Below are 16,611 nucleotides of genomic sequence, written 5' to 3'. Positions count from 1 at the left end.
GCCCTTTAGGGTCAGTTGCTCGTGGTCGTCTGAGATGCCTTGGCGCCCGCCGCCTGATCGGGCGTGACGGGTCCGGCATCGCCACGCTTGGCAGGCACGAGAAGCCTGGTGTTCTGGACGCCGTATTTCCACGGGTCGACCATCTGCATGACGGTATTGGCGGCCTGGGCGTTGCCGGCGCCCGGCGTCACCCCTTCGCTGCGTGTGTAATCGTCGCTGGTGCAGCCGCCGGCCAAACCGGCAAGAAGCAAGGCGATGCTCGATCTCAAGACCAGTCGCATGGCTTCAGTCCTTCGGCAGGTCGAGGAAATGCCCGACCGTGGTGGCGGGAGCGGTCCGTGCGGCGCTGCCATCGGCCAGCGCCAGCGCGCGGCCGGTATCCGACGCCTTCACTTCCTCGGTGTTGTTGAGGAAATAGTCGACATTGCTGGCCGGCTGCGTGCCGTCGGTCGGCTCGACCATCTTCTTCGACGGATCGACCGGCTTTACCAGGTAAGGCGTGACGATGATGACCAGATCGGTCTCGCGCCGCTGGTAGGATTTCGACGAGAACAAGGCCCCGAGCACCGGCATCTTGCCGAGGCCGGGAATGCGCGATGTGGTGATGTCGTTTTGCGACTGCAGCAGCCCCGCGATCATGAAGCTCTGGCCGTTCTTCAGGTCGACCGACGTCTTGGCACGGCGCACGGTGAAGCCCGGCACCGAGATGTTGCCGATGTTGTAAGACGCCGACGCATCGATCGAAGAGACTTCCGGCGCAATGTCGAGGCTCACCAGCCCGTCCTTGAGCACGGTCGGCGTGAAGTCCAGGCTAACGCCGTACTTCTTGTAGCTGACGGAGATCTTGCCGTTGTCTTCCGAAACCGGGATCGGGAATTCTCCGCCGGCCAGGAAGCTCGCCGTCTCGCCGGAACGCGCAATAAGGTTTGGTTCCGCCAGTCGCCGGGCGAGGCCGCGCTCTTCCAGCGCCTTGATGGCGATGTCGATCGACACACCGTTCGACAACAGCCGGCCGATGATCTCGCCGGTGCCTGCCGCCGGCACGGTTCCCGGATCGATGGTGACGTCGCGCCCGCCGAGGCCATAGGCGAAATTGGCGCTGTATTTGGCACCGAGATCCTGGCCGGCCTGGCGGTTGATCTCGACAAAGCGGACGTTGAGCTGAACCTGCTGCGAGGACGAGATGTTGACCGAGTTGATCACTTCCTCATTGCCGGAAAAGCGGCTGGCGATCTTGCTTGCCTTGTCCGCCGCCACCGCGTCATCGGCCTCGCCCGACAGCACGACACGGCCATTGGCCGAGCCGACCTTGATCTTGGCGTCCGGCACGCTGGCGCGGATGGTGCTGGCCAGCTGGTCGGTGTCGAGCGTCACCTCGATGTCGATGGTGCCGACAAGCTGCTTTTTGTCGTCGAACAGCGCGATGCCAGTGGTGCCGAGATTGTTGCCCAGCACATAGAAGGATTTGTCGGTCAGCGGATTGACGTTGGCGATCTCCGGATCGCCGATGACGATCTGGTAGAAGGCGGCGCTCGTCATGATTGTCTTGGGCTTGCCCTTGGCGACCTTGATCGACGCATTCTTGGTCGACGAGACATAGACCACATCATTGCCCGCCTTGGCTGCGCCGGGCAAGGTGAGCATCCCGCCCGTAGCCAGAGCAACCGCCATCGCCAGGTTGCGCACGAAGCGCAGCCGGCCCGTCATTCGATATAGGGTACGCATCAACATTGCCCTGTCCCGTCCGGTCCCCACCGGCCTTTACTTCTGGTCCCGCGCGGGAACCTGATATTCCTCGGCCTTCGTGCCGCGCGTCACGATGATTGTCTTGAATTTCGGCTTCTCAGGCTCCTTGGTCATCGCATCGAACAGCGAGCCGGCCGCGGCCTGAGCCTTGGCCGCCGCCGATCCGCCGAAGGAAGAGATGGTGGTGACGCCGTTCTTGCCATCGCCGCCTTCACCCGCGGAACGAAGCGACAGCGACAGCGTGCCGACGGTGCGGGCAAGCGCCACTTTCTGCGCACCTTCGGTCGTCACCTCGATGGTCACCGAATTGGAGATCTGCGGCGTCGTCTGGCGCACATCGGCACCCTGGCCGACGCTCAGCACCTTGGCGTCCGCAACGACGATCTCGGACGTGACGGTCGACCCGGCCGCCCCTTGCGCGTTCTTGGCCACTTCCTGGATTTCGCCGGCATCGCGCGTCAGCACGACATCAACGCGGTCGCCCGGCGTGACGAAGCCGCCGACACCGGCGATCTCATCGGTGCGGATGGTCACCGCCCGCATGCCGGGCGTCATCATGTTGGAAAGCGTTGCACGGCCATTTGGCCCCGACAGCTTGGTCAGCAGCACCGGCTCGTTGACCTCGATCGGCGACAGCACGACGCGGCTGCCTTCGCCGAGCAATCCGTCGATGGTCGGGAAGGCGCCCTGCGGCAGGGAATCCTGCGGCCACGGGATTTCGCTGAGCTTGGCGCGGTCGAGTTCCATGCCGTAGCGCAACGGCGCGTTCGCCACCACGATGGTCTTGAACTCGATCCTGGGCGGTGCCGGAGCGGCGATTGACGCCGTCTTCTCCTCGGCATTGGGCTTAGCCTGGCTCTTGACCCAGAAATCCGCGGCAAAGATCGAGATCGCGCCGAAAACGGCGGCGATGCCGATCATCGTTATGGCCTTGCCCCTCACGCCGAAACCCCTGATGCCCGCAGTTTCTTGTTATGTTGGGCTCACGCTAGGCCGTTTTGTTAAAGAATCAGCAATGCAGAATGGCGGCATTCGATCTATTTCCGCCCGCTTGGTTATCGAATGGTTTTAGGATATGAGGGGGTCAAATCCCCGAACGTAACAGGAACCTCCGTCGCTTGGCGCCGAAAAGCGTGGCAGTATCGACGGGTGATTCGCAGCACCGGACCGTATGGCAGGCATGGACGACAACAACGACCTCTTCGGTAATATGGACAAGCAGCCTCAGCCGGTCCGCACACCGGCGCGCCCGGCGGATCCGCTGGTGCAGGCGGCAGCCAAGCGCCCGGCCGCGACCAAGGACGGCAGCGAAGGCTATAGCGCCGCCGACATCGAGGTGCTCGAAGGCCTGGAGCCGGTGCGGCGCCGGCCGGGCATGTATATTGGCGGCACCGACGACAAGGCGATGCATCATCTGTTCGCCGAGGTCATCGACAATTCCATGGACGAGGCGGTTGCCGGCCATGCCACCTTCATCGACGTCGAGCTTTCAGCGGACGGGTTTCTGACCGTTACCGACAATGGCCGCGGCATCCCGGTCGATCCGCATCCGAAATACAAGAAGCCGGCGCTCGAAGTCATCATGACGACGCTGCATTCGGGCGGCAAGTTCGACTCCAAGGTCTATGAGACCTCGGGCGGCCTGCACGGCGTCGGCGTTTCCGTCGTCAACGCGCTGTCGGACCATCTGGAGGTCGAAGTCGCGCGAGGCCGCCAGCTTTACCGCCAAAGGTTCTCGCGCGGCATTCCTGTAAGCGGTCTGGAGCATCTCGGCGAGGTGCACAACCGCCGCGGCACCAAGACCCGCTTCCATCCCGACGAGCAGATTTTCGGCAAGGGATGCGCCTTCGAGCCGGCCCGGCTCTACCGCATGACGCGCTCGAAAGCCTATCTGTTCGGCGGCGTTGAAATCCGCTGGACCTGCGATCCCTCCCTGATCAAGGAAAAGGATCCGACGCCGGCCAAGGCTGAGTTCCATTTTCCAGGCGGCCTGAAGGATTATCTTAAGGCGTCGCTCGGCGACGATTTCCAGGTGACGCGCGAAATCTTCGCGGGAAAAAGCGAAAAGCAGGGCGGCCATGGCTCGCTTGAATGGGCGGTGACCTGGTTCGGCGGCGACGGCTTCATCAATTCCTACTGCAACACCATCCCGACCGGCGAAGGCGGCACGCATGAGGCGGGCTTCCGCAACGTGCTGACCCGGGGCTTGCGCGCCTATGCCGATCTTGTCGGCAACAAGCGCGCCTCGGTCGTCACCTCAGAAGACGTCATGATCTCGGCCGCCGGCATGCTGTCGGTGTTCATCCGCGAACCGGAATTTGTTGGCCAGACCAAGGACAGGCTGGCGACGATCGAGGCCATCCGCATCGTCGAGACGGCGATCCGCGACCCGTTCGACCATTGGCTGGCCGACAATCCGCAGGAAGCTTCGAAGCTGCTCGATTGGGTCATCGCGCGCGCCGACGAGCGGGTGCGCCGGCGCCAGGAAAAGGAAGTGTCGCGCAAGAGCGCGGTGCGCAAGCTGCGCCTGCCCGGCAAGCTCGCCGATTGCACGCAGAACGCGGCGGCAGGCGCCGAACTCTTCATCGTCGAAGGTGACTCGGCCGGCGGCTCGGCCAAGCAGGCACGCGATCGTGCCAGCCAGGCGGTATTGCCGCTGCGCGGAAAGATCCTTAACGTCGCCAGCGCCGGCAACGACAAGCTGGCCGCCAACCAGCAGATATCGGATCTGATCCAGGCACTTGGCTGCGGCACGCGCTCAAAGTATCGCGACGAGGATCTGCGCTACGACCGCGTGATCATCATGACCGACGCCGACGTCGACGGCGCTCACATCGCCTCGCTTTTGATCACCTTCTTCTATCAGGAAATGCCGGCGCTGGTGCGTGGCGGCCACCTCTATCTGGCGGTGCCGCCGCTTTACTCGATCAGGCAAGGCGGCAAGGTTGCTTACGCCCGCGACGATGCGCACAAGGACGAGCTCCTGCGTACCGAATTCACCGGACGCGGCAAGGTCGAGCTTGGCCGCTTCAAGGGTCTGGGCGAAATGATGGCCTCTCAGCTCAAGGAGACCACCATGGATCCGAGGAAGCGCACGCTGCTGCGCGTCGATGTGATCGACGCCGAGGCGGCGACCAAGGACGCGGTCGACGCACTGATGGGCACCAAGCCGGAAGCCCGCTTCCGCTTCATCCAGGAACGTGCCGAATTCGCTGAAGCGGAAGTGCTGGATATCTAGCCTCCTGCCGGTCCATAACAGGCTCAATTTGCGGAGACGAGCATGTGACCTGGGCACGGCTGAAGGCCTATTTCGAAACGAGCCTGGCCGGGCTGACGCAGCCGACGCGCTCAGACTGGATTTTCGCCCTTAGAACCGTTTCGGCCGGCCTGATCGCGCTGCTCGCCGCCTACGCCCTCAAGCTCGACCACCCGCAATGGGCGATGATGACGGTGTTCATCGTCGCCCAGCCAGTTGCCGGCATGGTGCTGGCCAAGGGTTTTTACCGGCTGCTCGGCACGCTTGCCGGTGGCGTCGCGGCGATCGGCATCACCACGGTCTTCGGCACCAACCCATGGGTGCTGGTGACGGTGCTCGCCGTCTGGATCGGCATCTGCACTCTGGTTTCCTCGCTGCTGCGCAATCCCGAAGCCTATGGGGCGGCACTTGCCGGTTACACCGCGATGATCATTGGCCTACCCGCCTTCGGACAGCCGCATCTGGTCGTCGACCTCGCGGTCGCGCGCTGCGCCGAGATCGTGCTCGGCATCGTCTGCGCCGGCCTGACCAGCCGGCTGATCCTGCCAAAACTGGCCAGCGACGCGATCATCTCGCGGCTGAAACGCTGCATTCTCGATCTCGCCACCTATGCCGGCGGTGCGTTCTCCGGCGGCGATCCCGCAACGCTCTCCAGCCTGCATCGAAAGCTGGTCGCCGACACCCAGACGCTTGGCGAGATGCGCGCCTATGCCAGACTTGAGGCACCGAGTTTCGCGCCACGCGCCCATCCGGTCCGGCGCACCATCGGACAGCTGCTCTCGGCGCTGTCGGCGGCTCGCGCGCTGCATTCGCACGCCGCCCCGAAAAACGCCGCACTCATCCCAGTGCGCTCGGAATTGCAGGCGCTTGTCAGCGAGCTAGCCGCCAAGCCCGGCGCCTTGGATGACACCACCCCCTGGGTGGCACGCCTCGACGCCATCTCGGCCAAGGCCCGGCAAATGCCCGATGCCGCGACCGATCAAGGCGACGACAGGGTCGGCACCATCACCCGCCTCACCATCGCCGCCGATTTCGCCGAAGCGCTGAAGCAGGTGCTGCGCGGGCTCGACGCACTGCGCGCGCCGGTTACGCGCCGGCCAGGCCCCGGCAACCGGCAGCCGGCCCTGGTGGTGCATCGCGACTATCCCGGCGCGGCGCGCAATGCCATCCGCGCCGCCCTTGCCACACTGCTGGTCGCGGCGTTCTGGCTGACGACGAAATGGTCGGAAGCCGCCGGCACCGTCATTCTCGTTGCCGTCGTGTCGAGCCTGTTTGCGGCTCGCCCCGACCCCGTGCAGGTGTCCTGGGGCTTCTTCAAGGGAACGTTGCTGGCTTTGCCCTTCGCCTTCCTCGTCGGCCAGATCGCATTGCCTGCCCTGCCCGGCTTCGGCTGGTTCGTCCTGTTTGTCGTGCCGATCCTGGTGCCGACGGCACTGGGCATGGCCAATCCGCGCTATGTCGGGGTAGCCACAGCCTTCGCCATCAACTTCCTCGCTTTCCTCAGCCCGCATCAGGCGATGACCTACGATCCCGGCCCCTTCTTCGCCGGCTCGGCATCGGTGCTGGTGGGCATCCTGCTGGCAATCGGCGTCTTCATTGTCGTGCTGCCCGCCGATCCATGGCTTGCCGCCAACCGCATCGTGCGGGCCATGCGCGAGGATCTGGCGCGGCTTTGCCTGCACGAGCGCGTGCCGAGGCGTTCGGCCTTCGAAAGCCTCGCCTATGACCGGATCAACCAGCTGATGCCGCTGGTGCAGAATTCCGGCAGAAAGGGCGAGGCGGTTCTGGGCGGCGGCGTCGCCGCCGTGACGGTCGGCCTGGAGATCCTGCGGCTGCGCGATGCCAGCCAAAACCATGCCATCCCGTCCGAAACCACGCTTTCGATCGCCAACTTCCTGAGAGGGCTGGCGCGCGAACTGCTCTTTCGCGCCCCCGGCGATCCGCAGACAGCGACCATCGCTGTCGCCCGGCAATATGCGGCGGGCATCGCTCAGCGAAACGCCACCGGCGACATGCTGCAGATCGCGGCATCACTGCGCATCATTGCCGCCGCGATGGAGGATTTTCCCGATTTCTTCGCAAAGGACCGAGGCTAGGCCGCCGCGATCGCCAGTGCGTGCCCACGCGCATTCTCGCGCAGCGCGTCGAGGTGGATCGACTTGACCAGGGTGGCGAGATCGCCCTCCGCGGATTGCCCGCCCAATTCCTTGAGCATCAGCCAGCTGACTTCCTGCACGCCGGCGACGCGTTTGCCATTGGCAACCTCGCGCCAGATTTTCAGCGCACGCAGGATGACCGCATGCGTGGCGGCAGCCAGCCCGGCGCTGCGGAACAGCGCCTGCAAGGCCACGTCGTGCCCGCCAGCCAGCAGCGTCCTTACCCGCGGCTCGGATTGCTGGCTGAGCGCGACCAGCGTGGAGCCAAAGAAATCGACCTTGCCATGCGCGATGGTGCGGATCAGGAAGCTCGCGGTGAGGTCGCCGCGCAGCCTGAGATGCTCGATCAGCGCCGCATGTTCCTCCTGGCGCGTACCCTCGATCAGCGTCACCGAGGCCTTGACGCAGGCGTCCCGCATGACGCGATCGGCACGCGCGGCGCCCATCAACGCCATCACCAGTGGCGACGTCTTCAATGTCTCGCCGAGCTTGATGAGCAGCATATGCCTGCAGTCGGCCGGCAGCCTAATATCCGATATCAGCGCCTCGCGCACCAGCGGCAGATGCCCATGGCGCTCGGCCATGCGGCGGAAGCTCAGCGAAGCGATGTCGGCGCCGCTGTTGGCCAGCAGCACGGCGCAGGCTTCCGCCTCGCCGATCTCGGCGATCGCCGCCGACAGCGCCATCGAGACGAGCGGGCGGTCGGCGATAAGCTTCTGCGTTGCCTTCTGGCTCGCCGCGACACGGTTGATCAGATCAGCGTCGGTGAGCAGCGGCGAGCGCGCCAGCACGACACCGGCGACTTCCGGTTGGTCGGACGCCAGCGCACTGATGATCTGCAGCGGCGCGTGGTGGCTCATGGAGAGCGCTTCGGCCATCGCCAGCCGCACTTTCGAGGAGGCATCATCGAGCAGCAGCGTCAGTGCCGCTTCCGCCGCGCAGCGATCCTCGAACGGCAATTCGGAATTGACATAGGCCCGCGCCAGCGCATTGGCCGCGGCGGCGCGCTCGGACACTCTTGCCGTGTAGATCCACTTCAGGAAATGCGAAACAACAACCATGCCCGTCTGCTTACGCCCCTTGCCGGAAGGTTCCGGCCCCGCTGAAGACGGTAGGCAGAAATGGTTTACGAACGGTTCACCATGTTCATTAACTGGCTTGCGAGCGTTGAATGCAGCGCCTATCAACCGTCAATCAGCGCAGGAGGCAGGACATGGCCGGGTTATATCTCGAGGAATTTGTCGTCGGCCATGTCTTCCAGCACACGCTGCGCAAGACCGTAACCGAGAGCGACAACATGCTGTTTTCGGTGATGACGCTGAACCCGCAACCGCTGCATATCGACTTTGATTTCGCCGCCAGGAGTGAATGGGGCAAGCCGCTGGTCAACTCGCTGTTCACGCTTGGGCTGATGATCGGCATTTCGGTCAACGACATTACGGTTGGCACGACCGTCGCCAATCTCGGCATGAAGGAGACCGTGTTCCCACATCCTGTCTTCCACGGCGACACCATCCGCGTCGAGACAACAGTCGTCTCGGTGCGCGAGTCCAAGTCGAAGCCGGATCGCGGCATCGTCGAATTCGAGCACCGCGCCTACAACCAGCATGGCGATCTCGTCGCCAAATGCACCAGGCAAGCGATGATGCTGAAGAAGAAGGCGGCCTGATGCGCTCGCTGCTGTTCGTTCCCGGTGATTCCGAGCGAAAGCTGGAAAAAGGCTTTGGCGCCGGCGCCGACGTGGTGATCGTCGACATCGAGGATTCCGTGGCGCCGCAAAACAAGGCAAATGCGCGCGACATTGCGGCACGCTTTATCGCCGAACGCAGGGGGCAAACCAGCTCGGCGATTTATATCAGGGTCAACGACCTCTCGACCGGATTGACCGACGACGATCTCGCCGCACTCGTTCCCGTAAAACCCGGCGGCATTATGCTGCCCAAATCCAACAGCGGCCAGGATGTGCAGCAGCTCTCGGTAAAGCTCAGGGTGCGCGAGGCCGAAAACGGCTTGGCCGACGGCGCGATCAAAATCCTGCCGATCATCACCGAAACCCCGGCGGGTGTGCTCGCAGCGGCCACCTATGCCGGCGCAAGCGCGCGGCTCGCCGGTCTCACCTGGGGCGCGGAAGACCTGTCGGCGGCGATCGGCGCACGCGCGGCCCGCGACGAGCAAGGCCGCTACACCGACGTGTTCCGCCAAGCCCGCCTGACGACCATCCTTGCGGCAGGTGCCGCGGAGGTCGCGGCGATCGACACCGTGTTCCCGAATTTTCGCGACATGGCAGCCTTCGCCGTGGAATGCACAGAGGCCGAGCGCGACGGCTTCACCGGAAAGATGGCGATCCACCCCGATCAGGTGCCCGTCATCAACGCCGCCTTCACGCCCTCGGCCGAGGCGGTGAAACAGTCGGCGGCAATCGTCGCGGCGTTCGAAGCGGCCGGAAATCCCGGCGTCGTCGGCATTGACGGCAAGATGTTCGACCGCCCGCATCTGCGGCAGGCCGAAAGGCTGCTGGCACGCGCCAAGGCCGCAGGCATTTCCGCTTAGTCCGGCGGGCCTTTAGGTACTCAGTCACGCGCCAGGACGATGATCCGGTCCTCCGGCAGATAGGCCAGCGCTTCCGACTTCAGGGGATTGACGGTGACCCCGCCCAGTGCCCGCTGGTCGGTGTCTCCGGCGCGGATGCGCCGATAGCCAATGGCGATCTCGCCGCGCAACCGTGCCGATTCAGCGATCGTCCAGAAGGTTACCGGCTGATCGATGGCGACATAATCGGCGACCGCACGCATGTAGATTTCAGAACCCTGCTCGTCGAGCAAATCATCGAAGATCGCGGCCAGGTGCTGGTTCTCGGACGCCTGTGCCAACATCAGGCTGACCAGCCGGTTGCTGACGACGAAATCATCGGCCTTTGTCACTGCCGCAAGCTCCCGGTTGCGCACGTCGATCATCTCGCTGACGATGGAGATGTGCAGGCCGGCATCATCCGAGATCTTGCGCAGATGCAGCAGCGTCACCAGCGTGCGCGTATCGGCAGGCTGCGCGGCCATTGTTTCGCTGTAGCCGAGGACGAGCACGTGGTCGTAGGACGGCACGTCCAGGCTTGAAAGCGCCGTGCTGCTCGACGTGTCGGTGATGCGGCAGGTAACCGATAGATTGTCGCCGGCGACCGGCATTCCGGCAACTTCCTGCTCGAGGCCAGGTGTGTCGGCGGCGATGGTCAGGATCGAACCGGGCGCGACGTAGCGCGACAGTTCATAGGTGATGATCGGCCCGCGCCGGTTCCAGCCGAGGATCAGCGTGCGCTCCGGTTTCGGCTCGATAGACCGAGGCCCGCGGATCGCCGCCCCGTCGATCTTGATCCCGGTGCTGCCGAGCTTGATCGCCGCGTCGTCCTCGGCGATGACAATGGCGCGCATATCCCCACCGATCACCAGCTCCGACGGCGGGTTTAGATTGACGCTCCCCTTTTGGTCGCAAAGCCCGATCAGCGCGCAGTGTTCATACGCCATCACTGCCTCGCCAAAGGTCTTGCCGGTGAGATCAGGCTGCTCGATCGTATAGATTTCGCAGCCGTCGAAATCGAGCAGCTCCGAATAGACGCCGCTGAGGCCCGACTGCCGGCTCGAATGCACGACGATGCGCGAGATCAGCTGATCGGCCAGCACGAGCTGCACCTCGGCCCCGCCGACGACGCGGGCTACCTCGGCGTTCTTGCCATCGCGGATCTCGGCGGCGATGTTGTAAGGGTCGCTGCGCCGGTTCGGGTCGTTGACCAGCGCCAGCACCGTCTTGATGACCTGCGAATCGGGATCGTCGCCGTCCGGCGACAACACGATGACCGACCGCGAGCTCTGCGGATTGACGATGGCGAGATCATAGAGATCGGTCGGATCGCCACTGCGGCAGATGATGCGCGTGTTGCCCAGTTTGCCGACCTTGGCCGCGATCTCGTCCTCCATCGCGACCTTGTCCATATTGGCCATGACGACGATGCGAGGACGGCGGCGGCTGGCATTGGCAATGACGAGTTCGGAGATCACGTCGAAGATCGACGGCGACCAGTTGAGGATGATGGTGTGGTCGCTCTCCAGCACCCGAGAACGGCCCTTGCGCAATTCATCGAGCTTGCCGTCGACACCGGCGCTGAGCACGCCGATAAGGGCCGACACGACGAAGATGCCGGCAAGCGTGACGACCAGCATCACGAGACGGAATGCCCACCCGGTGTCGCCGCCCATCGTGCCGGAATCGAGCGTGCGCATCAGCGATTCCCAGAGCGCTTCGAAGAAGCCCAGAGGCTCGCCACCCTCGGGCGCGATGCGGGTGACCGCAAGGAAAGCAGCGGCGGCGATGATGATCAGCAGGGAAACGACGGCAAGCCAGCCGATCAGCGCGATCGGGCCGGCGGCCATGCTCTTGTCGAAGCCGTAGCGCAGCCGGGTTCCCAGCGAGTCTCTTTTCTTCATGCCGCCGGTGCCCCCGCACTATCCCCAAGGCCGATGCGCCAACCCAACGCATCGCCGAAGCCGCTCTCTTAGCCTGTGTTTGGAGGAAGGGGAATCGCTTTTCGCGTGGTCATGGCTAAGGACTCCTTCCGTGGTGGCAAACCTGCCGCACGCGCCTGGTGGTACGGCTGCTACCAGACCATCGGGATCAGGCGGTAGCGGACCCGGGTTGCGTAGTCGTCATAGCCGCGCAGGCCGGAGCGAAGGGTCTTTTCCTCGATGAACGTGCGGATGGCCAGGAGAATGATGAACGCAAGCACCGATACCAGGCCCCACCAGGAGCCAAGCAGGAGTGCCGTGCCGGCGAAGAACAGGATGGCGCCGGCATACATCGGGTGGCGGACGTAGCTGTAGGGACCCGTGCTGATCACGCGCTGTCCGCGTTCGTCCTGGATCTTCACCACGGGTGCCGCGAAACTGTTCTCCAGCATGGTCAGGTAGCAGATCCAGATGCCGACCAGCAGGACCAGCGCGCCGACCACCTGCACCCAAACGGGAATCGCCGACCAGCCGAAACGGAAGTCGAATCCCATGAAGATCTGCCAACCAAAGATTCCGATGAGAAGTATGGAGAGCAGGACCTTGTCGGCCGCTGCCTGATTCTTCTGGATCGGAGGACTCAGCCGCTCCTTCATCAAACCGGGATCGCGCCGCGCCAGTGCCACGCCCATTGTGAGACTGAGCCCTACCATCACCACCAGGTAGCTCCAGGCACCCGGCCAGGCAAGCGTACCGGCCGACAGGAAGAGCAAGGCGCCCATGACGCCGAACCAGATGAATGTCTGAAGCACCAATCTCGCAATCATGATCGACCTTCCACGGTATGCCCCTCGCCCATATTGGCCGAAACAGACCAATGGTCTATCATACCGACCAGTGGTCTACAGTTCAAGCGAACTATCCGATATCCGTGCTGGACGGGAACAGCCATCGCGTGCAGAAGGTTTCGTCATGCCCCGTGTCATCAAGCATCCAGAGATCAGACGAGAAGACATCCTGGACCATGCCCAGGCGCTGTTCCTGACGCAGGGCTACGACAAAGCGAGCCTCAACGACGTGATTGCCTCCGCCGGCATCTCGAAGGGCGCCTTCTATCACTACTTCGCCTCCAAGGAGGCTCTTCTGGAGGCATTGGCCGACCGCTTCGCCCGACAGGCGCTGGCTGGGGTTCAGGGCATAGTCGACGATCCCGGCCTCGACCCGCTCGGCCGCCTGAACGGCCTGCTCAGCCAGTCACGGCAGGCCAAGATCGAGACCGCGGCCGAAGCCTGGGCTCTTTTCGAAACGATGTTTCGGCAGGAGAATCTGGTGCTGTTCCACCGCATCAACCTGGCGGCCAGCGCGTCGTTTTTACCCCTGCTGGTCAGGATTATCCGGCAAGGTGTCGAAGACGGCAGCTTCAGGACCTTCGATCCCGAGGGCGTCGCCGACATCGTCATGCAGTTCGGCTTGGCCACGCATGACGTCGTCGCCAAGGCGATCGCCGGCGGCAGCGACGCCGATATGGAGATGGCGATCGAAATCCTGGAAAAACGCGTCAGGCTCTACGAGATCGCTCTCGACCGCATACTCGGCCTTCCCGACGGCAGCATTCGGATCGGCGAACCCGGCTATATCAGAGCCGTCATGACGGCGCGACGCAAAGCCGACAAGGAGGGGTGACGCGCCAAGTCTGCGAGCCTATTCCTTGCCCCAGCGTGGCCGCCGCATCGAAAACACCTCGCTGACGCTGGCATAATCCATATAGCCGAGACGAGCCACATTGCCGGCCTTGGTGATGTCGAACAGGCCGTCCGTCAGGAAAGCATCGTCAATGTGCACGCCGACCACTTCGCCGGCAACGACAACGGCGCTCGTCGGTGTTCCGTCTAGCGCCTTTGGTCGAAAGACCTCCGTCACCCGGCATTCCAGCGCGGCAGGGGCTGCCGCCACGCGCGGCGGCTTGACGAGACGCGACGGCGCCATGGCGAGATCGGCATAGACGAACTCGTTGACGCCACGCGGCGCGTTGACGGACGTGTAATTCATCTTCTCCGCCAGATCGCGGCTGACCAGATTGGCAACGAACTCGCCGGTCTCCTGGGCGAAGGACGCGCTGTCCTTCTCGCCCTCCGAGGAGAACCAGACGATGAAGGGCCGCGTCGAAACGGCATTGAAGAAGGAGTATGGCGCCAGATTGATCTCGCCCGCTCCGTTCAGCGTCGATATCCAGCCGATCGGGCGCGGCGCTACGATCGCCTTGGACGGATCATGCGGCAGCCCGTGCCCTTTGGACGGTTCGTAGAACATTCAGCCCGCCCAGGGTCCTGAATAATCGGCATAGAGCTTTGCCGGGTCGGGCCGTGGCCGCTCCGGCGCCGGCCCGGAATAAGTGCCGATATGGATGAAACCGACGACGCGCTCCTGCGGCGCTAGTCCGAGGATCGCCCTGCCCTCCGGCACGTCGGAATACCAGTTGCTGATCATGTTGGTGCCATAGCCCAACGCATTGGCCGAGATCATCAGGTTCATCGCGGCCATGCCGCCGGACAGGAACATTTCCCATTGCGGGATCTTGGGATTCTCCTTCGGCACCGACACCACACCGATCACCAGCGGCGCGCGCGAAAAGCGCGCCAGTTCCTGGTTGCGGCGACCCTCGGGCAGCGGCCCTTCCCGCTGTTCGGCAAGCGCCGCCAGCTTCCTGCCGATCTCGATGCGGGCATCGCCGCGATAGACGATGAAGCGCCAGGGTTCGAGCCGGCCGTGATCGGGCACGCGTGTGGCGGCGGCAATCATCGTTGCGATATCGGCATCGCTCGGCGCCGGCTCCTTGAGCTCCGGAATCGGCGCTGAATTTCGGGTTAGCAGGAAGTCGATGATCGGCGACGCCATGGGCGCAAGTCTCCTAAACACTCTGTTTTGAGCTGAAGCGCACCATCGGGAATTCGGGCGGCTCGGGCAAAGGCGCGCTAGCGCCGGGCGGAAGAGTCAGGGATTGGACTCTTAAGCCTTGAAATTGCCACCGCCATGGGCTTCAACGCAAGGCATGTTTGAGGGGCGACTGCGTCTTTTCCTGGTCTGGCTCTGCGCCGCGCTGTTCCTGCTGCCGGTCTCCATGGCTGTGGCACAGCAAAAGGATGGCGTCAGCGACCTGAAACTTCCTGGAATTTCGAGCTATGCGACGCCGAAGAGCGAAACCCCGCTGGCGCTTGGTGGCGCTGGCTCCATCACCTTGTCGGCCCAGCTGACCGACAAGGGCACGGACATCACCCGTGGTCTCGTCTGGCGTGTCTTCAAGCCTGAAGCCGTCAACGGCAAATTGCCGATGGTCGCCTCCGCCCATGGCGGCAGCGCCGTCTTCCAGCTCGAACCCGGCAGCTATCTGGTTCATGCCTCCTATGGCCGCGCCGGTGCCACCAAGCGCATCACCGTTGGAAAGGAAGCCAAGCGGGAAAGCCTGGTGCTCGATGCCGGCGGCCTGAAGCTCGACGCGGTTCTGTCCGGCGGCGTGCGCATTCCGCCGAAAAAACTGCGCTTCTCGATCTATGAGGGCACCGCCGAGGCCAATGGCGACCGCGCTTTGATCATTCCCGATGTCGAGCCAAACAGCGTCGTGCGGCTCAATGCCGGCATCTACCATGTCGTCTCGACCTATGGCGCGGTCAACGCTGTCATCCGCTCCGACATTCGCGTCGAGGCCGGCAAGCTGACCGAAGCCACCGTCGAGCATCACGCCGCCGAGATCACCATGAAACTGGTGCGCGAGACTGGCGGCGAGGCGATCGCCGACACGTCGTGGTCGCTGCTCAACGAATCCGGCGATCCGATCAAGGAGACTGTCGGCGCCTTCGCCTCGATGGTGCTCGCCGAAGGCGACTACACCATCATTGCCAAGAACCGCGACCGCATCTACCAGAAGGATTTCACGGTGGTGGCAGGACAGAACCAGGAGATCGAGGTTCTCGCCACCGAAGCCGCGGCGATGGATCCAGAAGAAGGCGCAGATTAGCCTTCAGGCGGCCAGCATGGTTCGTGCCGGCAGGAAGGGAATCCGGCGGCGCGGCAGCTGCGGCGCGAGGTCGAATACGCCTCGGTAAAGCCGGTCGAGCAATATTTTGCGGTCCCGCAGCGGCTCGAGTTCGCTCCAGCTCAGAACATCGCCGACGCGCACGTCGATCGCCTTGCCGGACAGCCGCGCGAATTCGTGGATGAGCATCGAAAGGCGCAGTGTCAGCGACGCCTTGCCGACGAATTTGGCCACGCGTCCGTCGCGCTCGGCCATGTTCATCGGCCCGCTGACCAGATGGAACAGCCTGCCGTTTTGTCCGGAAAAATGCATCGGAATGACGGACGCCTTGGCATCCTGGACCAGGCGTGCCGGAAACATCTTCCACGGCAGGTCGCGCGCCCGGCCAAAGCCTTTCGGCGCGGTGGCGACGCCACCGGCGGGAAACACCACGATGGTGACGCCTTCCCTGAGCAGCCGCACCGCCTCATGGCGCACGGCCATGTTGTTCTTCAGCGCTTCCTTGGTCTCGGAAAAGTCGATCGGCAGCGAATAGGGCTCCATCTCGCGGATCTTGAGCAGATCCTTGTGGATCATCACCCGGAAGGGCCGCCCCAGCTGCTCCACCAATGAGAGCACGGCAATGCCGTCGCCGATGCCGAACGGATGGTTGGCAACGATCACCAGCGGTGTGTCCGGCAATGGCGCGGGCGGCCATTGGTCGACGGTGCGTATCCGCACATCGATCAGATCGAGCATGCGGCTGAACACGCGCTCGCCTGATGGCACCACCTGGCGGCGCCAAAAATCATAGAGCGCGGCATAACGGTCGCGCCCCGACAGGCCTTCAATTGAATGGATGACCCAGCGCGTCAGCGCCGGCTGTCGCGGATTGGCATAGGAAAGCTCGGGAAACGGTTTTTCGCGCAATTTCAGCTTGAGCATAGGGGCTCG

15 protein-coding genes are annotated in these 16,611 nt (G+C 63.7%); 6 read left to right on the top strand and 9 right to left on the bottom strand.

All coding sequences use genetic code 11. The features are described from left to right. Positions 1-11: 11 nt before the first annotated feature. From AC04SF_RS31765 to cpaB, 3 genes are read right to left on the bottom strand one after another with little or no spacing between them, the layout of a single operon-like run. Positions 12-281: a hypothetical protein gene (locus AC04SF_RS31765; protein ID WP_488481003.1), complete on the bottom strand. Its 270-nt coding sequence runs from the start codon at positions 279-281 to the stop codon at positions 12-14. Positions 282-285: 4 nt separating this feature from the next. Then, a complete protein-coding gene (locus AC04SF_RS31760; RefSeq protein WP_488481002.1) occupies positions 286-1,731 on the bottom strand; it encodes a type II and III secretion system protein family protein in 1,446 nt (481 codons plus the stop codon). 30 nt (positions 1,732-1,761) lie between these two features. Next, positions 1,762-2,688 (bottom strand): Flp pilus assembly protein CpaB, encoded by a 927-nt coding sequence (gene cpaB / locus AC04SF_RS31755; RefSeq protein WP_488481001.1) that lies wholly within the window; start codon positions 2,686-2,688, stop codon positions 1,762-1,764. 238 nt (positions 2,689-2,926) lie between these two features. Here cpaB and parE point away from each other — a divergent pair, with 238 nt between their 5' ends. Then, complete coding sequence (gene parE, locus AC04SF_RS31750) at positions 2,927-4,984, top strand: DNA topoisomerase IV subunit B (RefSeq protein WP_096457371.1); 2,058 nt, start codon at positions 2,927-2,929, stop codon at positions 4,982-4,984. 44 nt (positions 4,985-5,028) lie between these two features. After that, complete coding sequence (locus AC04SF_RS31745; RefSeq protein WP_488481000.1) at positions 5,029-7,098, top strand: FUSC family protein; 2,070 nt, start codon at positions 5,029-5,031, stop codon at positions 7,096-7,098. On the opposite strand, the gene AC04SF_RS31740 is transcribed toward AC04SF_RS31745, so the two are convergent. After that, complete coding sequence (locus AC04SF_RS31740) at positions 7,095-8,219, bottom strand: DUF2336 domain-containing protein (protein WP_488480999.1); 1,125 nt, start codon at positions 8,217-8,219, stop codon at positions 7,095-7,097. The genes AC04SF_RS31745 and AC04SF_RS31740 overlap by 4 nt on opposite strands. Positions 8,220-8,329: 110 nt before the next feature. Here AC04SF_RS31740 and AC04SF_RS31735 point away from each other — a divergent pair, with 110 nt between their 5' ends. Further along, a complete protein-coding gene (locus AC04SF_RS31735) occupies positions 8,330-8,827 on the top strand; it encodes a MaoC family dehydratase (RefSeq protein ID WP_446720355.1) in 498 nt (165 codons plus the stop codon). Further along, positions 8,827-9,708 carry an HpcH/HpaI aldolase/citrate lyase family protein gene (locus AC04SF_RS31730; RefSeq protein ID WP_488480998.1) on the top strand — a complete coding sequence of 294 codons (882 nt, stop codon included), beginning with the start codon at positions 8,827-8,829 and terminating at the stop codon, positions 9,706-9,708. Before AC04SF_RS31735 ends, AC04SF_RS31730 begins: the two co-directional genes overlap by 1 nt. A 20-nt stretch (positions 9,709-9,728) precedes the next feature. Here AC04SF_RS31730 and AC04SF_RS31725 read toward each other — a convergent pair whose 3' ends face one another. Both AC04SF_RS31725 and AC04SF_RS31720 read right to left on the bottom strand, forming a co-directional pair. Beyond that, positions 9,729-11,630 (bottom strand): CASTOR/POLLUX-related putative ion channel, encoded by a 1,902-nt coding sequence (locus AC04SF_RS31725; protein ID WP_096446592.1) that lies wholly within the window; start codon positions 11,628-11,630, stop codon positions 9,729-9,731. Between the two features lie 170 nt (positions 11,631-11,800). After that, complete coding sequence (locus tag AC04SF_RS31720) at positions 11,801-12,475, bottom strand: methyltransferase family protein (protein ID WP_488480997.1); 675 nt, start codon at positions 12,473-12,475, stop codon at positions 11,801-11,803. Positions 12,476-12,620: 145 nt separating this feature from the next. Between AC04SF_RS31720 and AC04SF_RS31715 the strand changes: the two genes are divergently transcribed. After that, entirely contained in the window at positions 12,621-13,331 is a 711-nt protein-coding gene (locus tag AC04SF_RS31715; protein WP_488480996.1) for a TetR/AcrR family transcriptional regulator, read from the top strand. Positions 13,332-13,349: 18 nt separating this feature from the next. Here AC04SF_RS31715 and AC04SF_RS31710 read toward each other — a convergent pair whose 3' ends face one another. Together AC04SF_RS31710 and AC04SF_RS31705 are read right to left on the bottom strand one after the other, a co-directional pair. Then, entirely contained in the window at positions 13,350-13,958 is a 609-nt protein-coding gene (locus AC04SF_RS31710) for a flavin reductase family protein (protein WP_202350150.1), read from the bottom strand. Beyond that, entirely contained in the window at positions 13,959-14,543 is a 585-nt protein-coding gene (locus AC04SF_RS31705; RefSeq protein WP_488480995.1) for a nitroreductase family protein, read from the bottom strand. It abuts the gene before it with no gap. A gap of 154 nt (positions 14,544-14,697) precedes the next feature. Between AC04SF_RS31705 and AC04SF_RS31700 the strand changes: the two genes are divergently transcribed. Further along, entirely contained in the window at positions 14,698-15,660 is a 963-nt protein-coding gene (locus tag AC04SF_RS31700) for a hypothetical protein (protein WP_488480994.1), read from the top strand. Positions 15,661-15,663: 3 nt separating this feature from the next. Here the strand turns inward: AC04SF_RS31700 and AC04SF_RS31695 are convergent, their stop codons facing one another. After that, entirely contained in the window at positions 15,664-16,602 is a 939-nt protein-coding gene (locus AC04SF_RS31695; RefSeq protein ID WP_488480993.1) for a lysophospholipid acyltransferase family protein, read from the bottom strand. Positions 16,603-16,611: the final 9 nt, after the last annotated feature.

This window comes from Mesorhizobium sp. CNPSo 4671 (assembly GCF_057784245.1).
This window is presented reverse-complemented; position numbering and strand designations above follow the sequence as displayed.

Coding starts and splice junctions, on each gene's coding strand:
- AC04SF_RS31760 (WP_488481002.1), bottom strand. CDS start 1,731: ATGTTGATGCGTACCCTATATCGAATGACGGGCCGGCTGCGCTTCGTG.
- AC04SF_RS31725 (WP_096446592.1), bottom strand. CDS start 11,630: ATGAAGAAAAGAGACTCGCTGGGAACCCGGCTGCGCTACGGCTTCGAC.
- AC04SF_RS31705 (WP_488480995.1), bottom strand. CDS start 14,543: ATGGCGTCGCCGATCATCGACTTCCTGCTAACCCGAAATTCAGCGCCG.
- AC04SF_RS31710 (WP_202350150.1), bottom strand. CDS start 13,958: ATGTTCTACGAACCGTCCAAAGGGCACGGGCTGCCGCATGATCCGTCC.
- AC04SF_RS31740 (WP_488480999.1), bottom strand. CDS start 8,219: ATGGTTGTTGTTTCGCATTTCCTGAAGTGGATCTACACGGCAAGAGTG.
- AC04SF_RS31765 (WP_488481003.1), bottom strand. CDS start 281: ATGCGACTGGTCTTGAGATCGAGCATCGCCTTGCTTCTTGCCGGTTTG.
- AC04SF_RS31730 (WP_488480998.1), top strand. CDS start 8,827: ATGCGCTCGCTGCTGTTCGTTCCCGGTGATTCCGAGCGAAAGCTGGAA.
- AC04SF_RS31695 (WP_488480993.1), bottom strand. CDS start 16,602: ATGCTCAAGCTGAAATTGCGCGAAAAACCGTTTCCCGAGCTTTCCTAT.
- parE (WP_096457371.1), top strand. CDS start 2,927: ATGGACGACAACAACGACCTCTTCGGTAATATGGACAAGCAGCCTCAG.
- AC04SF_RS31720 (WP_488480997.1), bottom strand. CDS start 12,475: ATGATTGCGAGATTGGTGCTTCAGACATTCATCTGGTTCGGCGTCATG.
- AC04SF_RS31700 (WP_488480994.1), top strand. CDS start 14,698: ATGTTTGAGGGGCGACTGCGTCTTTTCCTGGTCTGGCTCTGCGCCGCG.
- AC04SF_RS31715 (WP_488480996.1), top strand. CDS start 12,621: ATGCCCCGTGTCATCAAGCATCCAGAGATCAGACGAGAAGACATCCTG.
- AC04SF_RS31735 (WP_446720355.1), top strand. CDS start 8,330: ATGCAGCGCCTATCAACCGTCAATCAGCGCAGGAGGCAGGACATGGCC.